This is a genomic window from Bradyrhizobium sp. 482_C4_N1_8 (assembly GCF_052075965.1).
In the GTDB taxonomy this organism is placed as follows: Bacteria; Pseudomonadota; Alphaproteobacteria; order Rhizobiales; family Xanthobacteraceae; genus Bradyrhizobium; species Bradyrhizobium barranii.
In genome coordinates this window covers 7,873,220-7,898,957 of the sequence record NZ_CP197231.1, presented here as the reverse complement: position 1 = coordinate 7,898,957, position 25,738 = coordinate 7,873,220, and the positions used below count along the sequence as shown (strand labels likewise).

Below are 25,738 nucleotides of genomic sequence, written 5' to 3'. Positions count from 1 at the left end.
TACGGCCACCGGAACGGTTATGTGGGTCTGGCGCCGGAACAGAACAACCACAACGGCCGGACAGTTCCTCCGGCCATTGTGGCTTCATTGCCAGTCACTTAGCGGAAGCGTCGCCGTTGCTAGCGATCAGGTTTCCGAAAAGTAGCTCTGCAGGGTACGAACCTCAAGGTCCCCGCCCAGATAGGCGCGGATGCCCTGCGCGGCCGCCACGGCCCCGGAAAGAGTGGTGTAATACGGCACTTTATGCAAGAGGGCCGCGCGCCGCAGCGAGCGGCTGTCGGCGAGCGCCTGCGGGCCCTCGGTAGTGTTGAGGACGAGCTGGACGTCGCCATTGGTGATGGCATCGACGATGTGCGGCCGTCCCTCAAGCACCTTGTTGACCCTCTCGGTCGGGATGCCCTGATCGGTCAGGAAGCGCGCCGTGCCCGATGTCGCCAGCACCTTGAAGCCGAGCGAATGCAATTCGCGAACGGCCTCGGCGATGCGCGTCTTGTCGCTCTCGCGAACCGAGACGAACACCGTGCCCTTGCGCGGCACCCGCGTGCCGCCGCCGAGCTGACTCTTGGCAAAGGCTATCGCGAAGGAGCTGTCGATGCCCATCACCTCGCCGGTCGAGCGCATCTCGGGGCCGAGCACCGTGTCGACGCCGGGGAAGCGGGCGAACGGAAACACCGATTCCTTCACACCGACATGCTTGAAGTCCGCCTTCTTCAGCTTGAAGTCGGCGAGCTTCTCGCCGGCCATGATGCGCGCTGCGATCTTGGCGACCGGCGTGCCGACCACCTTGGCGACGAAGGGCACCGTGCGCGAGGCGCGCGGATTGACTTCGAGCACGTAGATCTCGCCGTCCTTGATCGCGTACTGCACATTCATCAGGCCGACGACGTCGAGGCCGAGCGCCAGCTCACGCGTCTGCCGCTCCAGCTCCTCGATCATCCTGGCGTCGAGCGAGTGCGGCGGCAGCGAGCAGGCGCTGTCACCGGAATGGATGCCGGCTTCCTCGATGTGCTCCATGATGCCGACGATGAAAGTGTCCTTGCCGTCGCAGAGGCAGTCGACGTCGATCTCCGTTGCATCGGACAGATAGCGGTCGAACAGCAGCGGGTTCTTGCCGAGCACGGTGTTGATCTGCCCGGTCTTGTCGTTCGGGTAGCGCGCCTTGACGTCGGCCGGCACCAGCTCTGGCAGTGTGCCGAGCAAATAGTCGCTGAGCTGGTTCTCCTCGCGGATGATCTGCATCGCGCGGCCGCCGAGTACGTAGGACGGGCGCACCACCAGCGGCAGGCCGAGATCGGTTGCGACCAGGCGCGCCTGCTCGACCGAATAGGCGATGCCGTTCTTCGGCTGCTTCAGCCGGAGCTTGTCGAGCACGCGCTTGAAGCGGTCGCGGTCTTCGGCAAGGTCGATGGCGTCGGGCGAGGTGCCGAGGATCGGCACTTCGGCGGCTTCCAGCGCGCGCGCCAGCTTCAGCGGGGTCTGGCCGCCGAACTGCACGATCACGCCGTGCAGCGTGCCGTTGGTGCGCTCCTTCGCGATGATCTCCAGCACGTCCTCGGCGGTGAGCGGCTCGAAATAGAGCCGGTCGGCGGTGTCGTAGTCGGTCGACACCGTCTCGGGGTTGCAGTTGACCATGATGGATTCGTAGCCGGCGTCATGCAGTGCGAAGCAGGCGTGACAGCAGCAATAGTCGAACTCGATGCCCTGGCCGATACGATTGGGCCCGCCGCCGAGGATGATGACCTTCTTCTTGTCCGACGGCGAGCTCTCGTCCGCAGGCGCGCCCGCAAACAGCGCCTCATAGGTCGAATACATGTAGGCGGTGGGCGAGGCGAACTCGGCCGCGCAAGTGTCGATGCGCTTGTACACCGGGCGGACGTCGAGCGCGTGGCGCTTCGCTGTCACCTCGGCCTCCGTCGACGCCACCAGCACGGCGAGCCGCGCATCGGAGAAGCCCATGGCTTTGAGCGTGCGCATGCCGAAGGCGTTGCCCGGCAGGCCGTTCTTCCGGACCTTCTCCTCCATGTCGACGATGCCGCGCATCTCGCTGAGGAACCACGGATCGATCTTGCAGGAGTTGAAGATGTCCTCGTTCGACCAGCCGAGCCGCATGGCCTGGGCGACCTGGAGCAGCCGGTTCGGCGTCGGCGTGCCGAGCGCGGCGCGGATCGCGTTCTTGTCGTCGTGCTGGCCTAGCCCCTCGATCTCGATCTCGTCGAGCCCGGTCAGGCCGGTCTCGAGTCCGCGCAGCGCCTTCTGCAGGCTCTCCTGGAAGGTACGGCCGATCGCCATCACTTCGCCGACCGACTTCATCGACGTGGTCAGCGTGGTCGACGCGCCCGGGAATTTCTCGAAGGCGAAGCGCGGAATCTTGGTGACGACGTAGTCGATGGTCGGCTCGAACGAGGCCGGCGTCGCGCCGCCGGTGATGTCGTTGGCGATCTCGTCCAGCGTGTAGCCGACCGCGAGCTTGGCGGCGACCTTGGCGATCGGGAAGCCGGTGGCCTTGGAGGCCAGTGCGGACGACCGCGACACGCGCGGATTCATCTCGATCACGACCATGCGGCCGTCTTCGGGATTGACGCCGAACTGCACGTTGGAGCCGCCGGTCTCGACGCCGATCTCGCGCAGCACCGCCAGCGAGGCGTCGCGCATGATCTGGTATTCCTTGTCGGTCAGCGTCAGCGCCGGCGCGACCGTGATGGAGTCGCCCGTGTGCACACCCATCGGATCGAGGTTCTCGATCGAGCAGACGATGATGCAATTGTCTTTCTTGTCGCGCACGACCTCCATCTCGTACTCTTTCCAGCCGAGCACGGATTCTTCGATCAGCACTTCGTTGGTCGGAGACGCATCGAGGCCGCGCTCGATGATGTCGAGGAATTCTTCCTTGTTGTAGGCGATGCCGCCGCCGGTGCCGCCCATCGTGAAGGAGGGACGGATGATCGCGGGCAGGCCGATCTCGGACAGCGCCATCAGCGCCTGGCCGAGCGCATATTCCTGGTAGCGCTTGCGGCGGTCGCTTTCGCCGAGCACCCATTGCCGTTCGTGTTCCTCGAGGGCGGCACCCGACAGCTTCTCGCGTTCGGCCCGGTGCTTGTCGCGGAAGGACTTCTTCAACTCGGACGCGTTGGCGAGCCGCGACTTTGGCGTCTCAAGTCCAATCTTGGTCATGGCCTCGCGGAACAGCTGACGGTCTTCCGCCTTGTCGATCGCATCCGCGGTCGCGCCGATCATCTCGACATCGAACTTTTCCAGCGTGCCCTGCCGGCGCAGCGACAGCGCGCAGTTCAGCGCGGTCTGTCCGCCCATGGTCGGCAGCAGCGCGAAGCCGCCGGGAATGACGTGACGTTCCTTCTCGATGATTTTTGCGACGATCTCGGGCGTGATCGGCTCGATATAGGTCGCATCGGCCAATTCCGGATCGGTCATGATGGTGGCCGGATTGGAATTGACGAGGACGATGCGATAGCCCTCTTCCTTCAGCGTCTTCACCGCTTGCGTGCCCGAATAGTCGAACTCGCAGGCCTGGCCGATCACGATGGGACCAGCGCCGATGATCAGGATGGTGGTGATGTCTGTACGTTTGGGCATCAACTCTCGCCGAAGTGGATTTTGGGCACAAAAAAAGGGCGCGCTTGCCGCGCGTCCCCTTGAGCCGAGAGCGCGGGGTCTCCCCTCGCGCGCGGGTGGGTCTTAGACCAGTTTTCGGGGCGGCGAAACCCCGAAAAACGCCCATCAACCGGCAATTTTGACGGGTTTTGGCCGTGCCTGCCAGCCACGGGCGAGATGCACCAGCAGCGAGGCCGCAACGCTCGATCCGCCGATCCAGCCAAGATCAGTAGGCGAAAGGGTGGCCAGCACCGCGCCACCCAGGGCCCCGCCGATGGCAAAGCCGAGATACATGGCGGAGGCGTTGAGCGAGAGTGCGATCATCGAGGCCTGCGGCTCGATCCGGATGATGCTAGCGACCTGGGCCGGATAGAACGCCCAGCCCGAGATGCCCCAGAGGAAGATCGCGCCCAGCACCGCATAATGCGCCTGTCCAGGCATCAACTTCAGGACCAGCGAATGCAGGATCAGGGCGCTCGCCATGCCGGCGAGCCCGAGGCCTGCGGTGGCGAGAGTCCCGAGCCGGTCGGCCAGGACACCGCCCAGCATGTTCCCGATGGCGGCGGCGCCGCCGAACACCAGCAGCGCGAGGCTGATCTGCGCGGCGTCGAAGCCGAGGCCGCGCAGCGGGACCGCGAAATAGGTGAACACGGTGAAGCCGCCGAGCGCCCATAAGATGGTGATCAGCAGCGCGATCACGACATTGCTGTGACGCGCCACTGCCAGCCGTTCGCTGAGCGAGGCGGTGTTGCGCGGCAGGCCGCGGGGCAGGCCAAGCAGCAGGCCGGCAAGCGCAACCGCGCCGATCAGGGCCACCATGGCAAAGGTCGCGCGCCATCCGAGCAGGCTGCCGACGAGATTGCCGAGCGGGACGCCGATCACGGTTGCAATCGTGAGGCCCGAGGTGACCAGCGCCACCGCGCGGCCGCGCCGTTCGGGCGCGGCGACCGCCACCGATACGGCGAGCGCCGTCGGCATGCACAGTCCGGAGCCCAGCGCCATCAGCATGCGGGAGGCCAGCAGCAGGGCGTAGCTGGAAGCCACCATCGCGACGAGATTTCCGGCAATGAAGGTCGATAGCGCCAGGGCCAGCACGGTGCGGCGGTCGATATTGTTCAGCGTCACCGCCAGGATCGGCGAACCCACCGCATAGGTGAGGGCGTAGGCGGTGACCAATTGGCCGGCGGCCGGGACGGAAATCGAAAGATCGCTGGCGATCGATGGCAAAAGCCCTGCAATGACAAAGCCTTCCGTACCAATCGCGAAGGCCGCGAGAGCCAGCCAGAACACGCTCATTGGACGATATCCCTATGTTCAACGTTTATTGAACTATTGAATGCAAAGGCTAAGAAGTCAATTGGTTCAAGAACTATTGAACATCACGGTCAGTTTGCTATGATTCCAGACCATGAGCCGCACGCCCCTTCATCCCACCCGCGAGCAGATCGAGCTGCCGATGGTTCTGGATTGCCTGAGCGATCCGATCCGGTTGGCCATCGTCTATCAGCTCGCCCAGCAGGAACGTGTCAGCAGCGAACTCTGCTGTGGCGACTTCAGCGGCCTTTCCGGCAAATCCAACCTCGCCTACCATTTCGCCAAGCTGCGCGAATGCGGCCTGATGCTGACGCGCGTGGCGGGCACCAACCGCTTCATGCGGCTCCGCCGCGAGGATCTGGACGCACGCTTTCCGGGGCTGCTCGATGCTGTCCTCAGCTCCGCAGCCAAGGATGCCGACCGGCTACAGCTGCTGTCGGAGTGCGAAACGGTTGAAGTGGATTGAAGTTTGCGAGTTTTCGAGAATTCGCTTTGGGCGGTCCGTCGAAGCGTGCCCGTCTTCGCCCTTCGGGCTTCGCCGAGGCAGCCTTCGCACGATACGGCTTGCCTAGCCGAAGCTGGCGGAGCCAGCGAAGGCTGGAGACCCGGCCTGGATTTGAACCAGGATGAAGAGCGTTGCACCGCCCTCGCGTAGACGCTTCCGCCACCGGGCCGCGACGATCTTTACCTATCGGCGTGTGACAAGCCACCTCGGGCAGTCATTATGCTTAACGGACCAGAGGCGGCCGCGCGATGAAGGTCATGCGCCAGCGATTATGGCCGATATTGGTGTGGGCGCGCTGGACAGCGAAGCCGGCCGCGGTCAGCTTGGCGACGATCTCGTCCTCGCTATAGCGCTGGAGCCCGATGCGCGTGCGCAGATGACGGTAATCTGACAGCGCGGTGCTGATCAGCCCGATCAGCGCGTCCTTCAGGAAGCCGTGACGCAGGCCGAAGCTGAGCAGCGCCATCACATCCCTGAACATGCCGACATTGGGCTGCAAGATATCTCCGAGCACGAGCTTGCCGGATGGGGTCAGCAATCGCCGGATGTTCACAAGCGCGGCATCGAGCTCGTCCGGCGTCATGTATTGCGCGACCGAGTTCATCACCGCGAGGTCGATCGACTGGTCCTGCATTTTGCGGACGTCGTCGAGGGAGCGGACGCGGATCCTGGTGTTCGGGGCAAATCGCGCGATCAGCCGGCCACGCACGCCGGGGGCGGGCTCGGCGAGAATCAGCTTGCCGCAGGCCGCGGCCACCTGGCTCGCCGACAGCGCCTCGCCGCAGGCATAGTCGAGCACGGTCGCCTCGGGCGATGAGATGTAGCCGATGATGTCCCGCGCGATGATCTGGAAGTGCAAGTCGCGATGCAGCTTGCTGACATAGATCGTATGCGTGGAGTCGTAATAATCGATCCAATCGTCCATGGTATTTCGTAGGTCCCGGCCAAACGGTTCCTGTCAAGGAACCGGCGCTGCCCGCCTTGCGTTAGGGGTGCGACGGCGCGCCGTCAATGTCCGCGTCCTAACAGGAAGGTTTCCCGTGAGCAAAGCCCCCACCAAGGTCTCGCCCGATCTCGATACCCCCACCGATCTGTCGCCCGATGGGGTCAAGAAGGTCTCTGAGGCGCTCAACGTGCTTTTGGCTGATGCGTTCGCGCTCTATCTGAAGACCAAGAATTTCCACTGGCACATCAGCGGCCGGCATTTCCGCGACTATCATCTGCTGCTCGACGAGCAGTCCGACCAGATCTTCGCCACCACCGACCAGCTCGCCGAACGCGTCCGCAAGATCGGCGGCACCACGCTGAAGTCGATCGGCCAGGTCGCCAAACTCCAGACCATCAAGGACAACAACGAGGACTACGTCCCGCCACGCGAGATGCTGCGCGAGCTGATGCAGGACAACAAGCACGTCGCGAGCGCGATGCGCAAGGCACACGAGGTCTGCGACGACGCCGGCGATGTCGCCAGCGCCAGCATCCTCGAAAACTTCATCGACGAGACCGAGCGCCGGACGTGGTTCCTGTTCGAGGCCACCCGCCAGGAGGGTGGCAACGAGGCGTAGGGGGTACGCGACTGCGTAGGGTGGGCAAAGGCGCGCTTCTTGCGCGCCGTGCCCACCATCTATCCTTGCGGCTTGAACTGATTGGTGGGCACGCTCCGCTTTGCCCCCCCTACGGCGTCGCGCTTATGGCCGGCTCCACAGCCTCATCAACGCCCCGTTCTTGCCCGTCACCGGATCGGCCGGCGGCAGCGCGACCTCGGGAATCGTCTTCAGTGCCCTGGCGTGGTTCTCCGGAGTTGCCCGCGTCACCACCATCTTCGATCCCGGCGGATAGGCGCCGATGATGCAGAAATCGTCGCTCGCCCTGATGCACTGATGCCCCGTGCCGGCAGGCAGGATCGCGACGTCGCCTGCCTTGATCTCCAGCTCCTGGCCATGATCGCCGCCGAAGCGGACGCGGGCACTTCCGCGCGCGACGCCGAGCACCTCATGCACCGTCGCGTGATAGTGCAGATAGTCGTAGACACCGTTGCGCCACGTGCCGCCCCAGCTATTCGCTTCGAACAGGTTTTCGATGGTCGCCTCGGGACGCCTGGAATCGAGCTTCACCGCACCCCGATAGACCAGGAAGGGAAGGATGTTGTTCGGCACGAGCCCGTCATCTTCGAACACGATGGCGCGTGGCTCGGCATTGTCGCGGACAACGGACATGGCAGGGCTCCTGCGTGAGCGTAGCAGGAATCAACGAGGGGCGTGAGACGACGTTCCTTGCGTCCGGGCGAACCGCAGCGTCGAGCCCGGAATGACAAGAGCCCGGGTCAAGGCCCGGGCTCGATGTCGTCAAGGCAATTGCAGGAGAGCCGGCGTTACGCGCTCTTCTTCTGCCGCATCAGATCCGCGAAGCGCTGGAACAGATAGTGCGAGTCGCGCGGGCCTGGAGAGGCCTCGGGGTGGTACTGCACCGAGAACACCGGCTTGCCGTCGAGCTGGATGCCGCAATTGGAGCCGTCGAACAGCGAGATGTGGGTCTGCGTCGCGCCCTTCGGCAGCGTCGCCTCGTCCACCGCAAAACCGTGGTTCATCGAGGTGATCTCGACCTTGCCGGTGGTCTCGTCCTTCACGGGATGATTGGCGCCGTGATGGCCCTGATGCATCTTCTTGGTCTTGGCGCCGACGGCGAGGCCGAGCATCTGGTGGCCGAGGCAGATGCCGAAGGTCGGCGTGCCCGACTTGATCACGTCCCGGATCACCGGCACCGCGTATTTGCCCGTCGCGGCCGGATCGCCGGGGCCGTTGGACAGGAACACGCCGTCCGGCTTCATCGCCAGAATGTCTTCCGATGAGGTCGTCGCCGGCACCACCGTCACCTTGCAGCCGACGCCGGCGAGCAGGCGCAGGATGTTGCGCTTGATGCCGTAGTCGATGGCGACGACGTTGAACTCCGGCTTGTCCTGGCGGCCAAAACCCTTGTCCCACAGCCAGGGCGTCTCGTCCCAGGTGAAGCGCTGGCCCGAGGTGACCATCGGCACGAGGTCCATGCCCTCGAGGCCCGGCCATTCGCGCGCTTCTTCCTTCATGCCATGCAGGTCGAACTCGCCGTTCCTGGCATGCGCGATCACGGCGTTGGGCATGCCCTTGCTGCGGATCAGCGCGGTCAATGCGCGGGTGTCGATGCCGGACAGGCCGATGATGCCGCGGGCCTTGAGCCAGGCGTCGAGATGCTTGGTGGCGCGGTAGTTCGAGGGATCGGTGATCGCGGTGCGCAGGATCACGCCGCGCGCGCCGGGCGTCGCGGCCATGTTCACCGTCTCGATGTCTTCCTCGTTGGTACCGACATTGCCGATATGCGGGAAGGTGAAGGTGATGAGCTGGCCGGCATAGGAGGGATCGGTGAGGATCTCCTCATAGCCGGTCATCGCGGTGTTGAAGCAGACTTCACCGACGGCATGGCCTTCGGCGCCGAGACCGAAGCCTTCGAGCACCGTGCCATCGGCGAGCACGAGGAGCGCGGTCGGTTTATGGTCCGGCCAGGCGGTATCGTTGTCATGTTGTGTCATGAGCCCGGTTCATAGTCCGGGCCGGCGCCGCCGTCAAAGCGGACGAGCGCCGATTCACATGCGTTTTTGCATATTTGACAGGTCTCCTCAGGCACTTAAGCTTGGCAGAATAATTTCCGCCAATTTCCCGGGCTTGCGAGGCAATAATGGACCAGACCACCCCGCTTCTGCTGGTTCCGGGGTTGGCCTCTTCGGCCCGGATCTACGCCCCGGTGGTCCCCGCGCTCTGGCGGTTCGGCCCGGTGATGATTGCCAACCATATCCGCGACGACAGCATAGCGGCGATCGCCCGGCGCGTGCTGAGCGAGGCCCCGCCGCGCTTTGCGCTCGCCGGCCACTCCATGGGCGGCTATATCGCGCTCGAGATCATGCGCCAGGCGCCCGAGCGGGTTTTGAAGCTCGCGCTGATCAACACCCAGGCCCGGCCCGATACACCGGAAGCGACCGCGCGCCGCCGCGGCCTGATGGAACGGGCCAGGCGCGGCGAGCTGAGCGCGGCGCGCGAGGAGATGTTTCCGGAGCTGGTGCATCCCTCGCGCCGCGACGATGTCGGCATTCGAAAGCTCGTGCATGAGCAGGGCGAGGACGTCGGGGTCGAAGGCTATCTGCGGCAGCAGACCGCGATCATTGCGCGGGTGGATTCACGGCCGACGCTGGCGACGATCAAATGCCCGACGCTGGTGCTGACAGGCGATCAGGACAACACGATTCCGAACGCGTTCTCCAAGGAGATGGCGGAGGGCATAGCGGGCGCGAGACTGGTGATCCTCGAGCGTTGCGGGCACCTGCCGCAGCCGGAGCAGCCCGGGGCGACGACGCGGGCGCTGGTCGAATGGCTGGCCGCCCCGGTTGTCTCAGGGCCGCGAACGGCCTAGATCAGGCGTCGGATATTCGAAGGGATCACGATCATGCTGCGCGACGACATCAACAACGCGGTCAAGGAGGCCATGAAGGCCAAGGACGAGCGCAAGCTGTCCACCCTGCGCATGGTCAACTCGACCATCAAGAACGCCGACATCGAGGCGCGCGGCAACGGCAAGCCGCCGCTGTCGGACGCCGACCTGCTCGGTGTGTTTCAGAAGATGATCAAGCAGCGCCAGGAGTCGGTCGAGCTCTACGACAAGGGCGGCCGTGCCGAACTCGCCGCCCAGGAGCGCGAGGAGATCGCGGTGATCTCGGCCTATCTGCCGAAGCAGATGTCGGACGACGAGGTCAAGAAGGCGATCGCGGATGCGATCGCCGAGACGGGCGCAGCCGGCATGAAGGACATGGGCAAGGTGATCGCGGTGTTGCGCGCGAAGTACGCCGGTCAGATGGATTTCGGCAAGGCCAGCGGCCTGGTGAAGGCGGCGCTGACAGGCTAGCTTCTTCCCTCTCCCGCAAGGGGAGAAGGTGCACCTTTGATGCCGCGTGAGTTCGGTCTACTCTCTCCCGATAGACAAATCGGGGGCAACCGATGATCGGCGCCATCAAACCGTTTCGCATCGCCATCAGCGACGACATTCTCACCGACCTCAAATCGCGCCTCGCCCGCACGCGCTGGCCGGAGGCGGAGCTGGTCGACGACTGGAGCCAGGGCGCGCCGCTGAAATGGATCCAGGAGATCTGCGCCTACTGGGCCAACAGCTATGACTGGCGCGCCCGCGAGGCAAAGCTCAACCGCTTCGACCAGTTCACCACCGAGATCGACGGGCTCGATATCCACTTCCTGCATGCGCGCTCGAAGGAGCCGTCCGCACTGCCGCTGATCATCACCCACGGCTGGCCGGGGTCGATCGTCGAATTCCAGAAAGTGATCGCGCCGCTGGTCGATCCTGCCGCGCATGGCGGTAATCCTGCGGATGCGTTTCACGTGATCTGCCCGTCGCTGCCGGGCTTTGGCTTCTCCGCCAAGCCAAGGACCACCGGCTGGGGCGTCGACCACATCGCCGCGACCTGGGCGAAGCTGATGGATCGGCTCGGTTACGCGCGTTACGGCGCGCAGGGCGGCGACTGGGGCTCGGCAGTGACGACATCGCTGGGCGCGCAGGACGCCGAGCACTGCGCCGGCATCCACATCACGCTCGCTTTCAACGCGGCGCCGAAGGTCGAGGGCGAGCCGACGGCGGAAGAGAAGCGCGCGCTCGCCGGCCTGAAGCATTATGTCGATCTCGATTCCGGCTATTCCAAGCAGCAATCGACGCGGCCGCAGACGCTCGGCTATGGCCTGACGGATTCGCCGAGCGGGCAGGCGGCCTGGATTTTGGAAAAATTCTGGGCCTGGACCGATTGCGACGGCCATCCCGAAAATATTTTTGACAAGGACGAGCTGCTCGACAACGTCATGCTCTATTGGGCAACGGAGACGGCGACCTCCTCCGCACGGCTCTATTGGGAGAGTTTTGGCAAGCGCCGCACCACGCCCAGGGTCAACGTGCCGACCGGCGTCGCCGTATTCCCGAAGGAGATCATCACGCCGGTCAGGCGCTGGATGGAGCCGAACTTTCCTAACATCACGCACTGGAGCGAGATGGAGAAGGGCGGGCATTTCGCCGCATTCGAGCAGCCGGAGCTGTATGTTGGCGACGTCAGGAAATTCTTCCAGACGGTGCGCCGTTAGGGGATGCCTCCGCATCGTCATGCCCGGGCTTGTCCCGGGCACCCACGCGCATAAACTCAGGTCCAACAAGAACGTGGATGGCCGGGACAAGCCCGGCCGTGACGACGCTGCCGGGAAACGACCATGCTGACCGAAGCCGCAACCTACGACGAGCTCTATCGTAACTTCCGCTGGGACGTCCCGGCGCGCTTCAACATGACGGAGGCGTGCTGCGACCGCCATGCCGACGGCACGGGCCGCCTCGCGCTGGTCTATGTCGACGAGAACGGCGCAACCACGCGTACCTCCTTCGACGAGGTCGCGGAGATGTCGCGCCGCTTCGCCAATGTGCTGAAGGCCGATGGGCTCGTGCGCGGCGACCGCGTCGCGGTGTTCCTGTCGCAGTCGCTGGAGCTGCCGATCGCGCATATGGCCGCGTTCCGCTCCGGGCTGATCTCGATCCCGCTGTTCGCGCTGTTCGGCGAGGACGCGCTGGAATTCCGCCTGTCGAATTCGCAAGCAAGAGCCATCATCACTGATGAGGCGGGCTGGGAGAAGCTCACGAAGGTCCGCGATCGGCTGCCCTATCTGCAGGACATCTATATCACGAGCGGCGCCGTCCACGCCGGCGCAAAACCGTTCTGGCCGGCGATCGAAACCGCGTCCGAGGACTTTGCGACCGTCGACACCTCCGCCGATGATCCCGCCCTGATCATCTACACGTCAGGCACGACAGGCAATCCGAAGGGCGCGCTGCATGCGCATCGCGTCGTGCTCGGCCACTTGCCGAATGTCGAGATGTGCCACAATTTCCTGCCGCGCCCCGGCGATCTGATGTGGACGCCGGCGGACTGGGCGTGGATCGGCGGCCTCGTCAACGGCCTGTTCGCGTTCTGGTATCACGGCATCCCCCTGGTCGGTCACCGCGCGCGAAAGTTCGAGCCGCAGGCGGCGATGCAGATGATGGCCGACCTCGGTGTCCGCAACGTCTTCCTGCCGCCGACCGCGCTGAAGCTGATGCGGCAGGCCGGCGTGAAGCATCCGGGCGTCAAGCTGCGCAGCATTTTCACCGGCGGTGAATCGCTCGGCGGCGAGCTGCTGGGCTGGGTACGCGAGACGTTCGGCATCGATGCGCATGAAGTGTTCGGACAGACCGAGTGCAATCTCGTGATCGGCAGCAACTCCAACCTGTTTCCGATCCGCCCGGGGTCGATGGGCAAGGCGACGCCGGGCTTCGACGTCCGCATTGTCAACGACAAGGGCGAGGAGCTGCCGACGGGGCAGCGCGGCATCATCGGCGTGCGCCAGCCATGTCCGTGCACGATGCTCGAATACTGGCGCAATCCAGACGCGACGGCGAAGAAATATGCCGGCGAATTCCTGCTGACCGGCGATCTCGGTACCCGGGATGAGGACGGTTATTTCTGGTATGTCAGCCGCGAGGACGACGTCATCACCACCGCCGGCTATCGCGTCGGCCCGTCCGAGATCGAGCACACGCTGATGAAGCATCCGTCGGTGGCGATGGCGGCGGTGGTCGGCATCCCCGATCCGATCCGCACCGAATCGATCAAGGCCTGGATCGTGCTGCGTCCCGGCTTCGCGGCAAGCGACACGCTCGCGCGCGAGATCCAGGAGTTCGTGAAGGTGCAACTCGCCGCGCACGAATATCCACGCTTCGTCGAGTTCGCGGAGACGCTGCCGATGACGGCTACGGGCAAGGTGCTGCGGCGCGAGCTGCGGGCGCGGGGTTAGGCTCTTTCAGACAATGGCAAAGACGTCTCAAGCTGCGGGGCTTCACCGCGCCTCACTTCCGAAGCTGCACGATCTCGATGCGGCGCTGGAGCTGATGTATTACGGCTGGCGCGGGATGACGCTGGAGGCCGACGAATATCTTGCGAAGCAGGGCCTGTCGCGTCCACACCACCGCATCCTCTACGTGGTGGCGCGCCGTCCCGATATCGCGATCGGCTCGCTGATCGAGATCCTCGGCATCTCCAAGCAGGCCCTGAACCGGCCGCTCAACCTGCTGCTGGAGCGCAAGCTCCTGACGTCGAAGCGGGCACCCGAGCAGCATCGCTCCAAGCTGTTGCGCCTGACGGAGGCCGGGCGACGCATCGAGCAAAAGGCATCGGATCACGAGCGCAAGGTCCTGCGCGAAGCGTTTGATCGCGCCGGGGCGTCGGGTGCGGCGGCATGGATGGCCGTCATGGGGGCGATCGCCGACAACAACTGACGGTTCCTCAAGTCAATATAGTTGACATGAGGCGCGAGCTTTGCCACTTTCCCGGCAACGAGCCAGGGGAGGGCTCCGCCATGAGCGGATGGAAAATGGATCGCGCAGCCGCCGAGCGCTTTGTCGCGGCATGGTGCGCGAGCTGGCGCCGGGTCGATATCGACGCGGTCGTCGCGCATTTCGCCAACGATGCGCAGATGCGCAGCCCTCTGGCACTATCATTGACCGGTTCTCCGGTCGTCAGCGGCGCCGAGAACATCCGCGCTTATTGGCGCGAGGCTTATGGCCACATCGAAAGCGCCGACCTGAAGATCCTGAGCTGGAGCTGGGACGAGGCGATCGCGCGCCTGACGGTGTGGTGGCAGCTCGGCGACACGCGCGCCAGCGAGTTCATGGATTTCGACGATGCGGGCCGTGTGGTGCGCAGCGAAGCCTTCTACGGAAAATGATCATGCATCTTTCGGATTTCGTCCTGCTCCTCAACACGCTCTGGTTCGGCGGCGCGTTCATCCAGTTCAGCGTCGCCCAGGGCAACACGCTGAAGATACTCCTGCCGCGCGAAGAGCGCAGCAATCCGATCGCGCCGACGCTGGCGGCCAGCGTGGCGTTCCTGGGCGGGATGAATCTGCCGATCGGGCTTTTGTCGTTCTATCTTCTGGCCGCTCGTCCGGCCTTCTTCCAGCCGATCGAGGCGCAGCTCGCGCTGTTCCTGTTCTTTGCCGCCTGCCACTTCAGCCAGTTCGCCTATAACCTTCCGGTCCTGATGCGCGGAGGGCGCGTCGGGGTGGCCTACTGGCCCGTGCTGAAAGGTCCGATGCTCAGGATCTTCGTCATCGACGCGGCTCTGTTCGTAGCCAATCTCGGCGTAGCGCTCCGGCTGGCGTTCTCTTCCTGATTTCAGCGCGGCGACGCCGACAGGGCGGACCGCAGCATCGCGGCAAGATCCTTCCGCCGGAACGGTTTTGTCAGGATGCGGGCGTCGCCGACCCCGTCGGGCGTCTTGACGGGATTTTGGGTGTAGCCCGAGGTGAAGAGCACCTTGAGCCCGGGCCGCAAGCCGGTCGCTTGCCTGGCAAGCTCTGGTCCGAACATGCCGCCCGGCATCACGACGTCGGTGAGCAGCAGGTCGATGTCGCCGGGGCGGCGCAACAGTTCGAGAGCCGCGGGACCGTTCGACGCCGCGATGACGCGATAGCCGAGGGTCTTCAGCTCGCTCTCGACATAGGCCCGAACCATGTCGTCGTCCTCGACGACAAGAATGGTCTCGCTTCCGTCGGGGGCGACGATCCGTTCCGCCGGTGACGGATGCTCGTTTGGTGGCGCCGCAAGGCGGGGAAAGAACAGCCTGACGACGCTGCCTTGTCCCGGTTCGGACTGCATCTGCACAACGCCGCCGGATTGCCGCACAAAGCCGTAGACCATGCTCAGGCCGAGGCCGGTGCCCTTGCCGACCTCCTTGGTGGTGAAGAACGGCTCGAACGCCCGGCTCGCCACCTCGGCGGTCATGCCGCTGCCGGTGTCGGTCACGGCCACCATGACGTAGTCGCCCGGCCGCGGCTCGCCATTGACGTCAAGGTCGGATTCACCGAGCGAGGTGTTGCGCGCCTCGATCGTCAGCTTGCCGCCGAGCGGCATGACGTCGCGCGCGTTGAGCACGAGATTGAGCAGCGCCGTTGTCAGCTCGCCGGGATCGACGCTGGTCAGCCACACATCCGATTCGAGCGCGAAGGTGCATTCGATGTACTCGCCCAGGGGCCGGCGCAACAGCTGCTCCATCTCGTGAATCTTCACGGCGATGTCGATGTCTCGCGGCCTCAGGGGCTGCTTGCGCGCGAAGGCGAGCAGGCTCCGCGTCAGGTCGGAGCCGCGCTCGGCGGCGGTCGCGATGTCGTTGGCGATCCGGTGCAATTCCTTGTTGCCCGCCAGTCTGTCGGCAAGATGCTCCGAATTGCCGAGAATGACGGTCAAGAGGTTGTTGAAATCGTGCGCCACGCCGCCGGTGAGCTGGCCCATGGCTTCCATCTTCTGGGATTGGCTGAGCTTGTGGCTGAGGTCGGCGATGGCGGCGCGTTGCTGTTCGAGCGACTCGGCGGTGTCGTTGAGCAGGGTCATCAATCCGCCCAGTTCGCCGCCCGGGTGGGGAGGCGGAATTCGCGCGCTGAGATCTCCGAGCCCAAGTTTCTTCGCCATGGTGGCGAGACGTCCGACCTGGCGCCCGACGCTCACGGTGGCAAGGATCCAGACGGCCGCCAGCAGCAGCAGCGAGGCCACCGCGAGTATCGCCACATCCTCGTAGAGCCGGCGATTCGCCGCGGCGACCAGTCCGTCCTTGGACCGTCCGACCATGATGTAGAGGCCGGCATCGCGGGTCGAAGGCGAGCGCGCGGCGACAGCCCAGACCTGCGTCCGGCCGTCGCGATCGGTCACCTCCTGATACGCCTTCCGGTCCGGCGTTGCAGCGAAGCGGAGCAGATCGGATCCCGCGATCGACGTGCCGACCGGCTCGGTCCATCCTCCGCGGGAGGGGGCGACCAGAACCGTTCCCTTGCTGTCGAGGAGCAGGATCTCCTTCTGGCCGAGCAGCCGCTTGTCGTGAAACTCCGCGAATTTGCGCAGGTTGAAGGAGGCGAGCAGGATCAGCTTCAGGGCGCCCGTCTCCGATCGCACTGGATAGGCGATCTGGAGCACCGATAGTCCGGTCAGCCGGCCGAATACCGGCTCGAGCGCGATGCCGCGCGACGCCAGGGCCTGCTTGAAATAGGCGCGATCCCGGAGGTCGAGGGTGCGGTTGGTCCGCAGCGAATCGCAGAACAGGCTGCCGTCGGGATCGATGGTCAATATCCCGGTGAACTGTGGGTATTCCTCGCGCACTTCCGACAGGAACGCCGAGCACGCCGCCTTGTCGCGCGTGTCGAGGTCGCGTGCACGGGCGAGACCATAGTGAAGCTGGGCGGTGCCCTGGATCTTCTCGTCCAGGTCGCTCGCAATGTCGTCGGCTGTCGCGGTCAGATTGGCCAGGGCTGCGTTGATTTCGCTGCTGCGATTTTGCACGAAACGTAAGCCGACGAGGATGGCCGGCACCAGCATGGCCGCAATGACGAGTATCAGTAGCCGGGTACGCAAGCTCATCGGTCGGGCGGTCCAATTTGGTCGTCGCGCGTGCTGGTTCGAAGATGCAATCTGCGGCACCACCCTCCGCTCAGTCCATAGGCATCCGCCGAAAAAGCCCCGCGGGGAAAGATTTCGGCCGCGTACATCACGGATGAGTCCCCGGAAAGTTCGCCCGCGAGGCCCTGTCGGGCTGGTGTCGGGCCTCCCGGGATACCGTCATCCCGCAATCAACGCGCGCGTGCGCGCCGGTCGCGAGGGCGCTAATATCGGGATCGCGCGCGACGGAGATCGTGCCGGTGATGAGGAGAGGGAGCCGCATGTCGATCTCGGGCAAAGTCGATCCGGTGGTGCGTCCCGTGGCGGCGACCGACATCGCCGAGGCGCTGGTCGAGGGTTTGCGCGATTTCCAGGCGCTGCCGCTCTACGGGCTCTGCTTCGGCGCGCTCTACGCAGGCGGCGGCATCGCCATCATGCTCTGCCTCACCGCCTTCGGCATGGTCTATCTCGTCTATCCCCTTGCGGCCGGCTTCGCGCTGATCGGGCCGTTCGTCGCGATCGGCCTCTACGAGGTCAGCCGTCGCCGCGAATGCGGCGAGCCGGTCTCCTTCGGCGCGATCTGGTCGGCGATACGCGCGCGCAGCGAGATCGGCTGGATGGCCTTCGTCACGCTGTTCGTGTTCGTGATCTGGATGTACCAGGTGCGGCTGCTCATCGCGCTGCTGCTCGGCCTGCACGCCTCGTTCTCGAGCTTGCAGGAATTCATGACGGTGGTGCTGACGACGAATGAGGGCCTGCTGTTCCTCGTCATCGGCAATGCGGTCGGTGCCGCGCTGTCGCTGATTTTGTTCTCGCTGACGGTGGTGTCGTTTCCGCTGCTGCTCGACCGCGAGGTCGATTTCGTCACCGCCATGGTGACGAGCGTACGCGCGGTGGTGACTAGCCCGCTGCCGATGATCTCGTGGGCCGCGGTGATCGTGATGCTGCTGATCGTCTCGGCGCTGCCGTACTTTCTCGGACTGGTCGTGACGCTGCCCGTGCTCGGACATGCGACATGGCACCTTTACCGGCGGTTGGTGGTGCCGGTGGCGTAAAGGGGAAGCCGGACGCAACGGAAGCGAGCTATTCGCCCGTTGCCAGGCGGCGAGCGCCTGACGAAGTCAGCTCGAGTTCGCCGAGCCGCCTGATCGCATAACCCAGATTGGCCAGACGTTCGCCGTGCGCCTGCGGAATGTCGCCTTGACCCTTGCCGACTATGGCCAAGGACGCAAATTCATCGGCGGTGAGCGCAGGGGTGCTGTCTGTCATCAGGCAACCTCGTCGGTCCATACCTTGAAATTGAGCAGGGTATTCGGACCGAAGGTCTGGACGATCGGGACGTCTGCGGCATCGCGCCCCTGCGCAATCAGCACGCGGCCGATCCGCGGCGTATTGTTGCGCGGATCGAACATGTGCCAGCTTCCACCGACGAAAGCCTCGAACCAGGCGGCGAAATCTCCAGCAGGCCATGGTTGTGGGGTGCCGATGTCGCTGAGGTAGCCGGTGCAGTAACGCGCCGGAATGTTCATGCTGCGGCAGAACGCGATGGCGAGATGGGCATAGTCACGGCACACGCCCTTGCCTTCGTCGTAGGCTTCCCGGGCTGTCTTGGTCGCACGCGCGTGCTCATGGCCGAACGTGATGTGGCGATGAACAAAATCGCAGATGGCCTGGACCCGCGCCCAGCCCGGCGGCGTCTGTTCGAACAACTTCCATGCGATATCCGACAGGCGATCGGTCTCGCAGTAGCGACTGCCGAGCAGATAGACGAGCGTGTCGGCCGGCAGCGCTTCGACGGCGTGCTGAAACGCGTTCGGAAACACCGGGTCGGGCAGGCCGCTGTCGCGAACGATGCCATCGCCGGCAAGACGGAAGGCGCCGGCCGGCGCAACGATGCGGCTGCACCAATTGCCGAAGAGGTCGCGATAGGGACTGATCGCCACCGAAGGTCGGGTGGTCAGCAGGTCGGGCACGACGATATCAGAGGCGCGCGTGAAGTGCGTGCCCAACACCATGATCATAGGCGTCGGCTGCGGGAACTCGTACAGCATCTCGAACCCGACGCGGAGCTTCATGCAAACTTCTTTCTCTTGGCCAAGCTCCCAACATGGCTACGAAGCGATCGAACACAAGGCATTCACGGCCTTATTCGATCGAGAGCGGCATTTGGCGCTTCAAAAGCGCGGCGCGGGCGAGAAAACGATAGCTAATTGCGGCGATTGCGCGCACGGTGCGCCAATGTCGGAAAGAGCGGTCGTCTGTGCGCACACGCTGCGTCACGACGATTCGCGCGCGACTTGAAGCGACTCATTCTTCGCATCGGCGGAGCCTTCTCATCGCGACGTCGTAACGGCGATCGTCGCGCTTATTGCCACTTCCCGCGGGCGAGCCGGACGCAGCAGGCGTGCCGCGGACGCCTGAAAAATTCCACAGCGGTTCGATACGAGATCGAACGCCAACCGAAAGCACATGATGCAAACTCTCTCCCCACGGCACGTCAAGACAGACGAAGCGCTCCGGCTCGGCGTGGAGTCAGGCTGGTACGCGATCAAGGTCAGCGGGACCTTCGTCTCGGGCCCGCACGACTCGGAAGGGGATTGCCGTCGCAAGATCGACGAGATTCAACCGCCGGTGAAGAAGAAGCGATAACAGCGCCGATTTCGGCCGCTACGGCGTCTTGATCCCCATCGCCTTCAACGCCGCCAGCATCTGCGCTGGCGGTGTCATTTTGATCTGCGGCGCCTTGCCGGTTTCCAGCAAACTCTTCAGTCCCGACAGGATCGCGGGCCAGCCGGTGCGGCCGCCGGAGAGGATGCCTTCGCTGAGCGCGCGGTCGTGGCGTTCGCTCATGGTGAGGCGGACGGCCTCGCCGGCTTGCTCGATCTCGTAGGTGACGAGCGTGGTGCCGAGCTTTGCGACGAGGTCGGGCCAGTTGACGTTCCATGTCACCGTCAGCTTGTTCGGCGGATCGTATTCGAAGACTTCACCCGAGATGTGCTCCGAACCGTCAGGCGCGCGCACGGTGAAACTCCCGCCGAGCCTCCGTTCCATCTCCACGGCAAAACCGGAAAAGTACTTCCTGCTGAACTCGGCCGAGGTCAGCGCTTCCCACACCTTCTCCGGCGTGGAGACGATGTAGATGGTGTAGACCGTCAGTGGTTTGAACTGATCGAGGTTCATTTTGCGTCGAATCCCTTGTTGAGCGCGGCGCGGGGAATGCCGAGCAGCTTGCCGGTCTCGAGCAGGCTCTTGAGCTGGGACAGGATCGCCGGCCAGCCGTTGGAGACGGCGCCGAGATATTTGCCGCCCTCGACGAAGCCGTCATGCAACACGGTCAAACGCACGAGCGAGCCGAACGGTTCGATCGTGAAGACGACGCGCGATATCGGCTCGCCGCGCAGCTCTTCGAACTTCTGGTGCTTGAAGCTGTAGGACAGGCGGCGCGGCGGATCGGCCTCCAGAATCTCGCCGGAATCGGTGACCTCGCCGTCGAGCGTGAGCGCGAAGGGGGAGCCGACCTTCCAGTCTGACCTGACCTCGGCGCCGAACCAGTATTGCCTGGTGAATTCGCTCGACGTCAGCGCCTCCCACAGCTTTTCCGGCGTGGTCTCGATATAGCTCACATAGACGAATTGGGGCTTACTCATCGCGCTTCTCCAACTGACGTTTCAACTCGCCGAGCGCGGCGAGCTTGCCGCGCTCGAATTTCCTGATCCAGCGTTCGCCGATCTGATGGATCGGCACCGGATTGAGGTAATGCAGCTTCTCGCGGCCATGTCTGATGGTCGTGACCAGATTGGCCTCTTCGAGAATGACAAGGTGCTTGGTCACGGCCTGGCGCGTCATCGCGAGGCCTTCGCAGAGTTCGTTCAGCGTCTGGCCGTTCCTGGCGTGAAGCCTGTCCAGCAGCGACCGTCGTGACGCATCGGCGAGCGCTTTGAAGACCTCATCCATGGTGGCGATAATAGGCAACCAAATGGTTGCATGTCAAGATGGTGTCTTTGGCGCCCGGAAATGGCTGTGCTAGCCTTGAAGCTCAGCCAACGCAGATTGGTTCCGGGAGAGCTTTGATGTTCCGTTGCTTCTCACTCGCAGCAGGTCTTGTCCTTTTCGGCTGCAGCACCACGGCCCAGGCACAACAGAAGCAGACCATCGGCGCGCCGCAGGAAGCGTCCAACATGAAGCTGGTCGGCACCAACGACCTGCAGGCGCGCAGCGCGTACCAGCCGACCATCCATCATCAGGCCGATCGCTGGATCGCCTATATCGGCCATCACGGTGGCACCGACGACGTGCCCGCGCCCGTCAACCCGATGACGGGGCAGGCCGAACCGAACGGAACGTCCATCGTCGACGTCACCGATCCCGCGCGTCCAAAATATCTGCGGCATCTGCCGGGACAGGAAGGCAAGTACGAATCCGGCGGCGCGCAGATGGTACGGGTTTGCGACGGCAAGTCGCTGCCGAAGGGCGATCCCAATGCGGTCTATATGCTCCGCACCTTCGGCAGCGAGGCGCATGAGATCTGGAACGTCGCCGACCCCGTAAATCCCGTGCTCGTTACCCGCATCGGCGGGCTGAAGGACACCCACAAGAGCTGGTGGGAGTGCGACACCGGCATCGCCTTTCTTGTCTCCGGCGCGCCGGACTGGCGCACGCGGCGCATGACGCAGGTCTACGACCTCAGCGATCCCGCGCATCCGCAGAAAATCCGCGACTTTGGCCTGCCCGGCCAGGAGCCCGGCTCGACCGGCGCCGTGCCGACCGAATTGCACGGGCCGATCTCGACCGGACCCGACGGCAATCGCGTGTTCTTCGGCTACGGCACCAACAAGGGCGGCATCCTGCAGATCGTCGATCGCGACAAGTTGCTGAACGGGCCGAAGGAGCCGACGCCGGAGAATCTTCGCTATCCCGAGATTTCGCGCATGCCGATGTCCGCCTTCAACGGCGCGCATACGACGTTCCCGATGCTCGATATGCCGGTCGCGGAATTCGCCGAGGACAAGGACGGCAAGACCCGCGACATCGTCATGATCGTCGACGAGGCGATTCTGAACGAATGCGGCGAGGCGCGGCAGATGGTGTGGTTCGCCGACGTCACCACCGAGACGCGGCCGATGATGATCTCGAGCTACACCGTGCCGGAGGCGGGTGGACAGTTCTGCCAGCGCGGCGGCCGCTTCGGCTCGCACTCCTCGAACGAGAGCATGGCGCCGGTCTATTACAAGAAGATGGCCTTCATCGCCTTCTTCAATGCGGGCGTGCGGGCGCTCGACATCCGCGATCCCTATCATCCGAAGGAGGTCGGCTATTTCATCCCGGCGATCACGCAGGCCACAGACAAGCGCTGCATTCCCGTCGAGGGCGGCGAGCGCTGCAAGGTCGCGATCCAGACCAACAATGTCGAGACCGACGATCGCGGCTACATCTACATCGTCGACCGCGCCAATACCGGTCTGCATATCCTCGAACTGACCGGACCGGCGCGCGCGGCCGCCGGCCTGCCGAGGAACTGACGATGCGGCGCGGGGCGGCGATTGCGGCTGTGGCCATCGCGCTCGGTGTGTCCGGCGTCGGGGCTTATCGGCTGGCGCCGGCGGCGGAATCGGCAGGCTGGCGCGAAATCGCATGGCCGTTCCCGCGCGACGGCTGGCCCGCCGGCCGCGCGTTCCGCTGCGACGGCGCCTGCGCGGGCACCGAGCTCTACGTGCGCGCCAAGCGTGGCTTCTGCAATTGCGACCGCGGCGTCGCCGACGATGATGAGGTCGATCGCGTTGCCGACATCGATCTGATCAGCCCGCGCTTTGCCGCCGTCGCGCCGGGCGAGGAGGTGGGTCTTGGCGAGATGCGCGGCCGTGCCAGGCGCTATGATCTCGATATGCTCGACGACGTCCGCCATGCCGCGATCGGCATCGCCGTCTCGCGCCGCTGCGATCTCTTCGTCGCTGCGGCCCAGGGGCGTGGCGAAGCAGGCGCCGTGCAACGCGCAGCGCTGGCGTTCCTGGAGACGCGGGAGATGAAGGTATGGGCGACCGCGGCGCTGGACGGACAGTGAGTGTCATGCATTAATGCGCCAAACCGCTCTCAGCGAGTCCTCCCCATGATGTCCATGCAAGCCTATTTCGCCTTCGTCGCCGCCTGCATTGCGCTGGCCTTGCTGCCGGGGCCGATCGTCACCCTCGTCGTCGCCAACGGCCTGCGTCACGGCACGCGCGCGGCGTTGACCAATGTCGCGGGCGCGCAGGCCGGGCTCGCCATCGTCATCGGCATCGTCGCAGTCGGCCTGACCTCGCTGATGGCGACCATGGGTTACTGGTTCGACTGGGTGCGCTTTGCCGGCGCCGCCTATCTGATCTGGCTCGGCATCAAGCTGATCTGGGCGCCGGTCGAAGGCCTCAATGTCGACGAGCCGCCGGCGCCGCCGCGCGGCGGGTTCTTCCTGCAAGGCTTCCTTGTGCTGCTGTCGAACCCGAAAGTGCTGATCTTCTTCGGCGCCTTCATTCCGCAGTTCATGGACATGAACCGCGATCACTTCCCGCAAGTCGCGGTGCTGGGCGCCACTTTCATGGTCACCGCGGCGATGACGGATGCGCTCTACGCTCTTGCCGCGGGGCGTGCGCGAAAATTCTTCTCGGCCCGCCGGACGCGGCTGATGTCGCGCATCTCCGGCGGCTTCATGATCGGCGGCGGTATCTGGCTGGCGCTGACACGGGCAAAATAACCTCGCTCGTACCGGTTCGCGCTTGAACCCTTCGCGGCGGCGATGCGTCCAATCGGGCATTGCCGCTGACGAAGGAATTTGGCCGTGCCCGATCTGCCCTGGTTCGTCTATGCGATGCTGTTCGCACCGCTCGGGCTGTTACTGGTCGCCTCCGTTGTGAAGACCTGGCAGGTGCGCGAGGCGCGAAGCTGGCCGCAGGCATCGGGCAAGGTCGTCCGCTCGGTCGCCGAGGTACGCGAGGTCAGGGTGTCCGACAGCGACCGCGAGGAAGGCTATCGGCTCGAGAGCCGCAATTTTGCGAACGTGACTTACGAATATCCGGTCGGCAGCCGCAAGCTGAGCTGTAACCGCATCTCGATCGGCGAGGACCTCGGCAATTTCGAGGTCGCCGAGAAGCTTGCAAAATATCCCGCCGGCAGCATCGTCACCGTCTATTACAATCCGCGCCATCCCGATCAGGCCGTGCTCGAGCGCGACCTGCCCAAGGGGCTGTGGGGCTGCCTCGGCATCGGCACGGCGATCGCGTTTGGCATCGTGTTCGGCTCGGCGTTCGGGCTCAACCAGACTTATGCCTACCTTGCGCACCGCATCGGGCGGCCCGATCTCGCCGGCCTTGTCGTCGGCTTCGGCGCGTTCGGCCTCGTCATCGCGCTGATGGGGTATGGGGTGCGGCGGCAGGCGTTGAAGGCGGCGCGCTGGCCGGTGGTGCCGGGCACGATCAAGCTGTCGGGGATCGAGCAATATCACGAGGCCAGCGAGCCGGGCGAGCGCCGCGGCACCGAGATGTTCGGCAAGCGCGTGACCTACACCTATCGCTATCAGAATATCAGCTACACCAATGAATGCGCGCGCGTCGCGGCCGGGACGCAGTCCGGGTCCGACGAGATGTTGAAGAAGCTGATGTCGCGCTACAAGCACGGCGCGACCGTCGAGGTGCGCGTCAATCCCGACAACCCGGCCGAGGCAACGCTCGATACAAGCGGCCCCGTCCGCATCGCCTGGCTGCTGTGGGGTATCGCTGCGATTTTCGCTGCGCTCGCGGTGTTCGTCGCGACGCGGGGCAGCTAGTCGACCAGCCTCTCCCTGCGCAACTCCAGCTCGATCTCCGCAAAAATCCTCGCCAGCCGCTCCGCCCATTGCTGCTGGCCGGACTGATCCGCGATCAGATCCTGGCGGATCTCGATGCCGGTGTTGACGAGGCCGCGGGCTTCGCCGTGGACGGGGATGGTGTAGTCGCTGAGGTCGCTCACCGCATAGGGCTCGTTGTCGCCGACGACGAGATCGCCTTCAGCGCGCAAATGTTTCAGCAGCAGCTGCGGCAGCACGGTGTCGCGGTTATACAGCGCGGCGATGTGCCAGGGCCGGGCGACGCCGGCATAAACCGGCGTGAAGCTGTGCAGCGACACCAGCACCGTCGGCCGCGTGTCGTGCAGGCGGCGGTCGATCGCGGCATCGATGCGGCGGTGATAGGGCTCGAAGATCTCGCGCCGCCGCGCCGCGCGCTCGCCCTCTGAGATGCCCTCGTTGCGCGGGATCGCGGTCGCCTCGGATATCACGGGAATCGAGCTTGCTACGCCGGGCGAGCGGTTGCAGTCGATCACGAGCCGGGAATAGCGCTGCGCGATCAGATGCGCATCGAGCATTCTTGCCAGCCGCTCGGCGACGCCGGCAATGCCGATGTCCCAGGCGATGTGTCGCGTCAGCTCGCTTGCCGCGACGCCGAGGTCGCCGAGCGCGCGCGGCAAGATCCGTCCGTAATGATCCGAGGTGAGCAGGAAAGGCGATGCCCCATCCGCATTGACCTCATGCACCGGCGGAATGTCCCCCGCGCCGAGCAGTTGATCGGTCGCGTCGGCCGTGTTCAAGTCCATCCTGATTGCCTATGGAAAAAGCAGTTACCGTCCAAATTGGGCAGCAATCGCTTGCAGGTCGGTCCACCCAAAATCATCATGATCGCCAGACGATGCCGTTGCCGGCGATTCATCACAAGACCAAATCTCGATTGCCCCCGGGGACTTCGCTGGGACGAGGAAATGTGCGGCTGTCGTTTCGCTCGATTGACG

General features: G+C 64.5%; 27 protein-coding genes and 1 tRNA gene. 15 read left to right on the top strand and 13 right to left on the bottom strand.

Annotation, left to right across the window (positions count from 1 at the left end; translation table 11 throughout):
- Positions 1–126: 126 nt before the first annotated feature.
- Together carB and AB7Z56_RS37405 are read right to left on the bottom strand one after the other, a co-directional pair.
- Positions 127–3,591 carry a carbamoyl-phosphate synthase large subunit gene (carB, locus tag AB7Z56_RS37410; protein WP_283017707.1) on the bottom strand — a complete coding sequence of 1,155 codons (3,465 nt, stop codon included), beginning with the start codon at positions 3,589–3,591 and terminating at the stop codon, positions 127–129.
- A gap of 144 nt (positions 3,592–3,735) precedes the next feature.
- Positions 3,736–4,905: an MFS transporter gene (locus tag AB7Z56_RS37405; protein WP_063985504.1), complete on the bottom strand. Its 1,170-nt coding sequence runs from the start codon at positions 4,903–4,905 to the stop codon at positions 3,736–3,738.
- 112 nt (positions 4,906–5,017) lie between these two features.
- On the opposite strand from AB7Z56_RS37405, the gene AB7Z56_RS37400 reads away from it, so the two are divergent.
- A complete protein-coding gene (locus tag AB7Z56_RS37400) occupies positions 5,018–5,389 on the top strand; it encodes an ArsR/SmtB family transcription factor (protein ID WP_028150674.1) in 372 nt (123 codons plus the stop codon).
- A 132-nt stretch (positions 5,390–5,521) separates the two neighbouring features.
- Here AB7Z56_RS37400 and AB7Z56_RS37395 read toward each other — a convergent pair.
- Positions 5,522–5,597 (bottom strand) — tRNA-OTHER (locus tag AB7Z56_RS37395).
- Between the two features lie 54 nt (positions 5,598–5,651).
- On the bottom strand, positions 5,652–6,353 hold the full coding sequence (locus AB7Z56_RS37390) for a class I SAM-dependent methyltransferase (RefSeq protein ID WP_231143628.1): 702 nt from the start codon (positions 6,351–6,353) through the stop codon (positions 5,652–5,654).
- A 115-nt stretch (positions 6,354–6,468) separates the two neighbouring features.
- Between AB7Z56_RS37390 and AB7Z56_RS37385 the strand changes: the two genes are divergently transcribed.
- A complete protein-coding gene (locus AB7Z56_RS37385) occupies positions 6,469–6,993 on the top strand; it encodes a Dps family protein (protein ID WP_063985503.1) in 525 nt (174 codons plus the stop codon).
- A 123-nt stretch (positions 6,994–7,116) separates the two neighbouring features.
- Here the strand turns inward: AB7Z56_RS37385 and AB7Z56_RS37380 are convergent, their stop codons facing one another.
- Positions 7,117–7,644 carry a cupin domain-containing protein gene (locus AB7Z56_RS37380; RefSeq protein WP_063985502.1) on the bottom strand — a complete coding sequence of 176 codons (528 nt, stop codon included), beginning with the start codon at positions 7,642–7,644 and terminating at the stop codon, positions 7,117–7,119.
- Positions 7,645–7,799: 155 nt separating this feature from the next.
- The gene (gene carA / locus AB7Z56_RS37375; protein ID WP_063985501.1) at positions 7,800–8,990 is read right to left on the bottom strand and encodes a glutamine-hydrolyzing carbamoyl-phosphate synthase small subunit; all 1,191 of its coding nucleotides are present in this window, start codon (positions 8,988–8,990) and stop codon (positions 7,800–7,802) included.
- 146 nt (positions 8,991–9,136) lie between these two features.
- Here carA and AB7Z56_RS37370 point away from each other — a divergent pair, with 146 nt between their 5' ends.
- From AB7Z56_RS37370 to AB7Z56_RS37340, 7 genes are all read left to right on the top strand, one after another.
- Complete coding sequence (locus tag AB7Z56_RS37370) at positions 9,137–9,865, top strand: alpha/beta fold hydrolase (RefSeq protein ID WP_063985500.1); 729 nt, start codon at positions 9,137–9,139, stop codon at positions 9,863–9,865.
- Positions 9,866–9,898: 33 nt separating this feature from the next.
- Entirely contained in the window at positions 9,899–10,354 is a 456-nt protein-coding gene (locus AB7Z56_RS37365; protein WP_028150679.1) for a GatB/YqeY domain-containing protein, read from the top strand.
- 95 nt (positions 10,355–10,449) lie between these two features.
- A complete protein-coding gene (locus tag AB7Z56_RS37360) occupies positions 10,450–11,589 on the top strand; it encodes an epoxide hydrolase family protein (RefSeq protein ID WP_063986690.1) in 1,140 nt (379 codons plus the stop codon).
- 123 nt (positions 11,590–11,712) lie between these two features.
- Positions 11,713–13,323, top strand: a complete 1,611-nt coding sequence (locus tag AB7Z56_RS37355) for an acyl-CoA synthetase (protein WP_063985499.1) — start codon at positions 11,713–11,715, stop codon at positions 13,321–13,323.
- Positions 13,324–13,336: 13 nt separating this feature from the next.
- Positions 13,337–13,804 (top strand): MarR family winged helix-turn-helix transcriptional regulator, encoded by a 468-nt coding sequence (locus AB7Z56_RS37350; protein ID WP_028159428.1) that lies wholly within the window; start codon positions 13,337–13,339, stop codon positions 13,802–13,804.
- Between the two features lie 80 nt (positions 13,805–13,884).
- Positions 13,885–14,253: a YybH family protein gene (locus AB7Z56_RS37345; RefSeq protein ID WP_063985498.1), complete on the top strand. Its 369-nt coding sequence runs from the start codon at positions 13,885–13,887 to the stop codon at positions 14,251–14,253.
- A gap of 2 nt (positions 14,254–14,255) precedes the next feature.
- Positions 14,256–14,699: a hypothetical protein gene (locus tag AB7Z56_RS37340; protein WP_028159430.1), complete on the top strand. Its 444-nt coding sequence runs from the start codon at positions 14,256–14,258 to the stop codon at positions 14,697–14,699.
- Between the two features lie 2 nt (positions 14,700–14,701).
- On the opposite strand, the gene AB7Z56_RS37335 is transcribed toward AB7Z56_RS37340, so the two are convergent.
- Complete coding sequence (locus AB7Z56_RS37335; protein ID WP_063985497.1) at positions 14,702–16,933, bottom strand: ATP-binding protein; 2,232 nt, start codon at positions 16,931–16,933, stop codon at positions 14,702–14,704.
- Between the two features lie 299 nt (positions 16,934–17,232).
- On the opposite strand from AB7Z56_RS37335, the gene AB7Z56_RS37330 reads away from it, so the two are divergent.
- Entirely contained in the window at positions 17,233–18,006 is a 774-nt protein-coding gene (locus tag AB7Z56_RS37330; RefSeq protein WP_063985496.1) for a DUF2189 domain-containing protein, read from the top strand.
- Between the two features lie 28 nt (positions 18,007–18,034).
- Here AB7Z56_RS37330 and AB7Z56_RS37325 read toward each other — a convergent pair whose 3' ends face one another.
- Positions 18,035–18,220 carry a hypothetical protein gene (locus tag AB7Z56_RS37325; RefSeq protein ID WP_063985495.1) on the bottom strand — a complete coding sequence of 62 codons (186 nt, stop codon included), beginning with the start codon at positions 18,218–18,220 and terminating at the stop codon, positions 18,035–18,037.
- Complete coding sequence (locus AB7Z56_RS37320; protein WP_063985494.1) at positions 18,220–19,026, bottom strand: transglutaminase-like domain-containing protein; 807 nt, start codon at positions 19,024–19,026, stop codon at positions 18,220–18,222. Before AB7Z56_RS37320 ends, AB7Z56_RS37325 begins: the two co-directional genes overlap by 1 nt.
- Before the next feature lie 394 nt (positions 19,027–19,420).
- On the opposite strand from AB7Z56_RS37320, the gene AB7Z56_RS37315 reads away from it, so the two are divergent.
- A complete protein-coding gene (locus AB7Z56_RS37315) occupies positions 19,421–19,600 on the top strand; it encodes a hypothetical protein (RefSeq protein WP_063985493.1) in 180 nt (59 codons plus the stop codon).
- Positions 19,601–19,618: 18 nt separating this feature from the next.
- Here the strand turns inward: AB7Z56_RS37315 and AB7Z56_RS37310 are convergent, their stop codons facing one another.
- From AB7Z56_RS37310 to AB7Z56_RS37300, 3 genes are read right to left on the bottom strand one after another with little or no spacing between them, the layout of a single operon-like run.
- The gene (locus AB7Z56_RS37310) at positions 19,619–20,131 is read right to left on the bottom strand and encodes an SRPBCC family protein (RefSeq protein ID WP_063985492.1); all 513 of its coding nucleotides are present in this window, start codon (positions 20,129–20,131) and stop codon (positions 19,619–19,621) included.
- On the bottom strand, positions 20,128–20,598 hold the full coding sequence (locus tag AB7Z56_RS37305) for an SRPBCC family protein (RefSeq protein ID WP_014492102.1): 471 nt from the start codon (positions 20,596–20,598) through the stop codon (positions 20,128–20,130). The genes AB7Z56_RS37310 and AB7Z56_RS37305 overlap by 4 nt, the downstream gene beginning before the upstream one ends.
- Positions 20,591–20,905, bottom strand: a complete 315-nt coding sequence (locus AB7Z56_RS37300; RefSeq protein ID WP_063687468.1) for an ArsR/SmtB family transcription factor — start codon at positions 20,903–20,905, stop codon at positions 20,591–20,593. Before AB7Z56_RS37300 ends, AB7Z56_RS37305 begins: the two co-directional genes overlap by 8 nt.
- A 116-nt stretch (positions 20,906–21,021) precedes the next feature.
- Here AB7Z56_RS37300 and AB7Z56_RS37295 point away from each other — a divergent pair, with 116 nt between their 5' ends.
- The 4 genes from AB7Z56_RS37295 (at position 21,022) to AB7Z56_RS37280 (ending at position 24,743) form a co-directional block, all read left to right on the top strand.
- On the top strand, positions 21,022–22,470 hold the full coding sequence (locus AB7Z56_RS37295; protein ID WP_354124664.1) for an LVIVD repeat-containing protein: 1,449 nt from the start codon (positions 21,022–21,024) through the stop codon (positions 22,468–22,470).
- Between the two features lie 2 nt (positions 22,471–22,472).
- Complete coding sequence (locus tag AB7Z56_RS37290) at positions 22,473–23,009, top strand: hypothetical protein (RefSeq protein ID WP_063985490.1); 537 nt, start codon at positions 22,473–22,475, stop codon at positions 23,007–23,009.
- A 45-nt stretch (positions 23,010–23,054) separates the two neighbouring features.
- The gene (locus tag AB7Z56_RS37285) at positions 23,055–23,675 is read left to right on the top strand and encodes a LysE family translocator (protein WP_080586526.1); all 621 of its coding nucleotides are present in this window, start codon (positions 23,055–23,057) and stop codon (positions 23,673–23,675) included.
- Positions 23,676–23,759: 84 nt separating this feature from the next.
- The gene (locus AB7Z56_RS37280; RefSeq protein ID WP_084795399.1) at positions 23,760–24,743 is read left to right on the top strand and encodes a DUF3592 domain-containing protein; all 984 of its coding nucleotides are present in this window, start codon (positions 23,760–23,762) and stop codon (positions 24,741–24,743) included.
- Here AB7Z56_RS37280 and AB7Z56_RS37275 read toward each other — a convergent pair.
- A complete protein-coding gene (locus tag AB7Z56_RS37275; RefSeq protein WP_231143624.1) occupies positions 24,740–25,546 on the bottom strand; it encodes an N-formylglutamate amidohydrolase in 807 nt (268 codons plus the stop codon). The genes AB7Z56_RS37280 and AB7Z56_RS37275 overlap by 4 nt on opposite strands.
- Positions 25,547–25,738: the final 192 nt, after the last annotated feature.

Coding starts and splice junctions, on each gene's coding strand:
- AB7Z56_RS37400 (WP_028150674.1), top strand. CDS start 5,018: ATGAGCCGCACGCCCCTTCATCCCACCCGCGAGCAGATCGAGCTGCCG.
- AB7Z56_RS37355 (WP_063985499.1), top strand. CDS start 11,713: ATGCTGACCGAAGCCGCAACCTACGACGAGCTCTATCGTAACTTCCGC.
- AB7Z56_RS37300 (WP_063687468.1), bottom strand. CDS start 20,905: ATGGATGAGGTCTTCAAAGCGCTCGCCGATGCGTCACGACGGTCGCTG.
- AB7Z56_RS37340 (WP_028159430.1), top strand. CDS start 14,256: ATGCATCTTTCGGATTTCGTCCTGCTCCTCAACACGCTCTGGTTCGGC.
- AB7Z56_RS37350 (WP_028159428.1), top strand. CDS start 13,337: ATGGCAAAGACGTCTCAAGCTGCGGGGCTTCACCGCGCCTCACTTCCG.
- AB7Z56_RS37320 (WP_063985494.1), bottom strand. CDS start 19,026: ATGAAGCTCCGCGTCGGGTTCGAGATGCTGTACGAGTTCCCGCAGCCG.
- AB7Z56_RS37295 (WP_354124664.1), top strand. CDS start 21,022: ATGTTCCGTTGCTTCTCACTCGCAGCAGGTCTTGTCCTTTTCGGCTGC.
- AB7Z56_RS37275 (WP_231143624.1), bottom strand. CDS start 25,546: ATGGACTTGAACACGGCCGACGCGACCGATCAACTGCTCGGCGCGGGG.
- AB7Z56_RS37315 (WP_063985493.1), top strand. CDS start 19,421: ATGATGCAAACTCTCTCCCCACGGCACGTCAAGACAGACGAAGCGCTC.
- AB7Z56_RS37330 (WP_063985496.1), top strand. CDS start 17,233: ATGTCGATCTCGGGCAAAGTCGATCCGGTGGTGCGTCCCGTGGCGGCG.
- AB7Z56_RS37305 (WP_014492102.1), bottom strand. CDS start 20,598: ATGAGTAAGCCCCAATTCGTCTATGTGAGCTATATCGAGACCACGCCG.
- AB7Z56_RS37390 (WP_231143628.1), bottom strand. CDS start 6,353: ATGGACGATTGGATCGATTATTACGACTCCACGCATACGATCTATGTC.
- AB7Z56_RS37290 (WP_063985490.1), top strand. CDS start 22,473: ATGCGGCGCGGGGCGGCGATTGCGGCTGTGGCCATCGCGCTCGGTGTG.
- AB7Z56_RS37380 (WP_063985502.1), bottom strand. CDS start 7,644: ATGTCCGTTGTCCGCGACAATGCCGAGCCACGCGCCATCGTGTTCGAA.
- carB (WP_283017707.1), bottom strand. CDS start 3,591: ATGCCCAAACGTACAGACATCACCACCATCCTGATCATCGGCGCTGGT.
- AB7Z56_RS37405 (WP_063985504.1), bottom strand. CDS start 4,905: ATGAGCGTGTTCTGGCTGGCTCTCGCGGCCTTCGCGATTGGTACGGAA.
- AB7Z56_RS37345 (WP_063985498.1), top strand. CDS start 13,885: ATGAGCGGATGGAAAATGGATCGCGCAGCCGCCGAGCGCTTTGTCGCG.
- AB7Z56_RS37310 (WP_063985492.1), bottom strand. CDS start 20,131: ATGAACCTCGATCAGTTCAAACCACTGACGGTCTACACCATCTACATC.
- AB7Z56_RS37335 (WP_063985497.1), bottom strand. CDS start 16,933: ATGAGCTTGCGTACCCGGCTACTGATACTCGTCATTGCGGCCATGCTG.
- carA (WP_063985501.1), bottom strand. CDS start 8,990: ATGACACAACATGACAACGATACCGCCTGGCCGGACCATAAACCGACC.
- AB7Z56_RS37325 (WP_063985495.1), bottom strand. CDS start 18,220: ATGACAGACAGCACCCCTGCGCTCACCGCCGATGAATTTGCGTCCTTG.
- AB7Z56_RS37285 (WP_080586526.1), top strand. CDS start 23,055: ATGATGTCCATGCAAGCCTATTTCGCCTTCGTCGCCGCCTGCATTGCG.
- AB7Z56_RS37365 (WP_028150679.1), top strand. CDS start 9,899: ATGCTGCGCGACGACATCAACAACGCGGTCAAGGAGGCCATGAAGGCC.
- AB7Z56_RS37370 (WP_063985500.1), top strand. CDS start 9,137: ATGGACCAGACCACCCCGCTTCTGCTGGTTCCGGGGTTGGCCTCTTCG.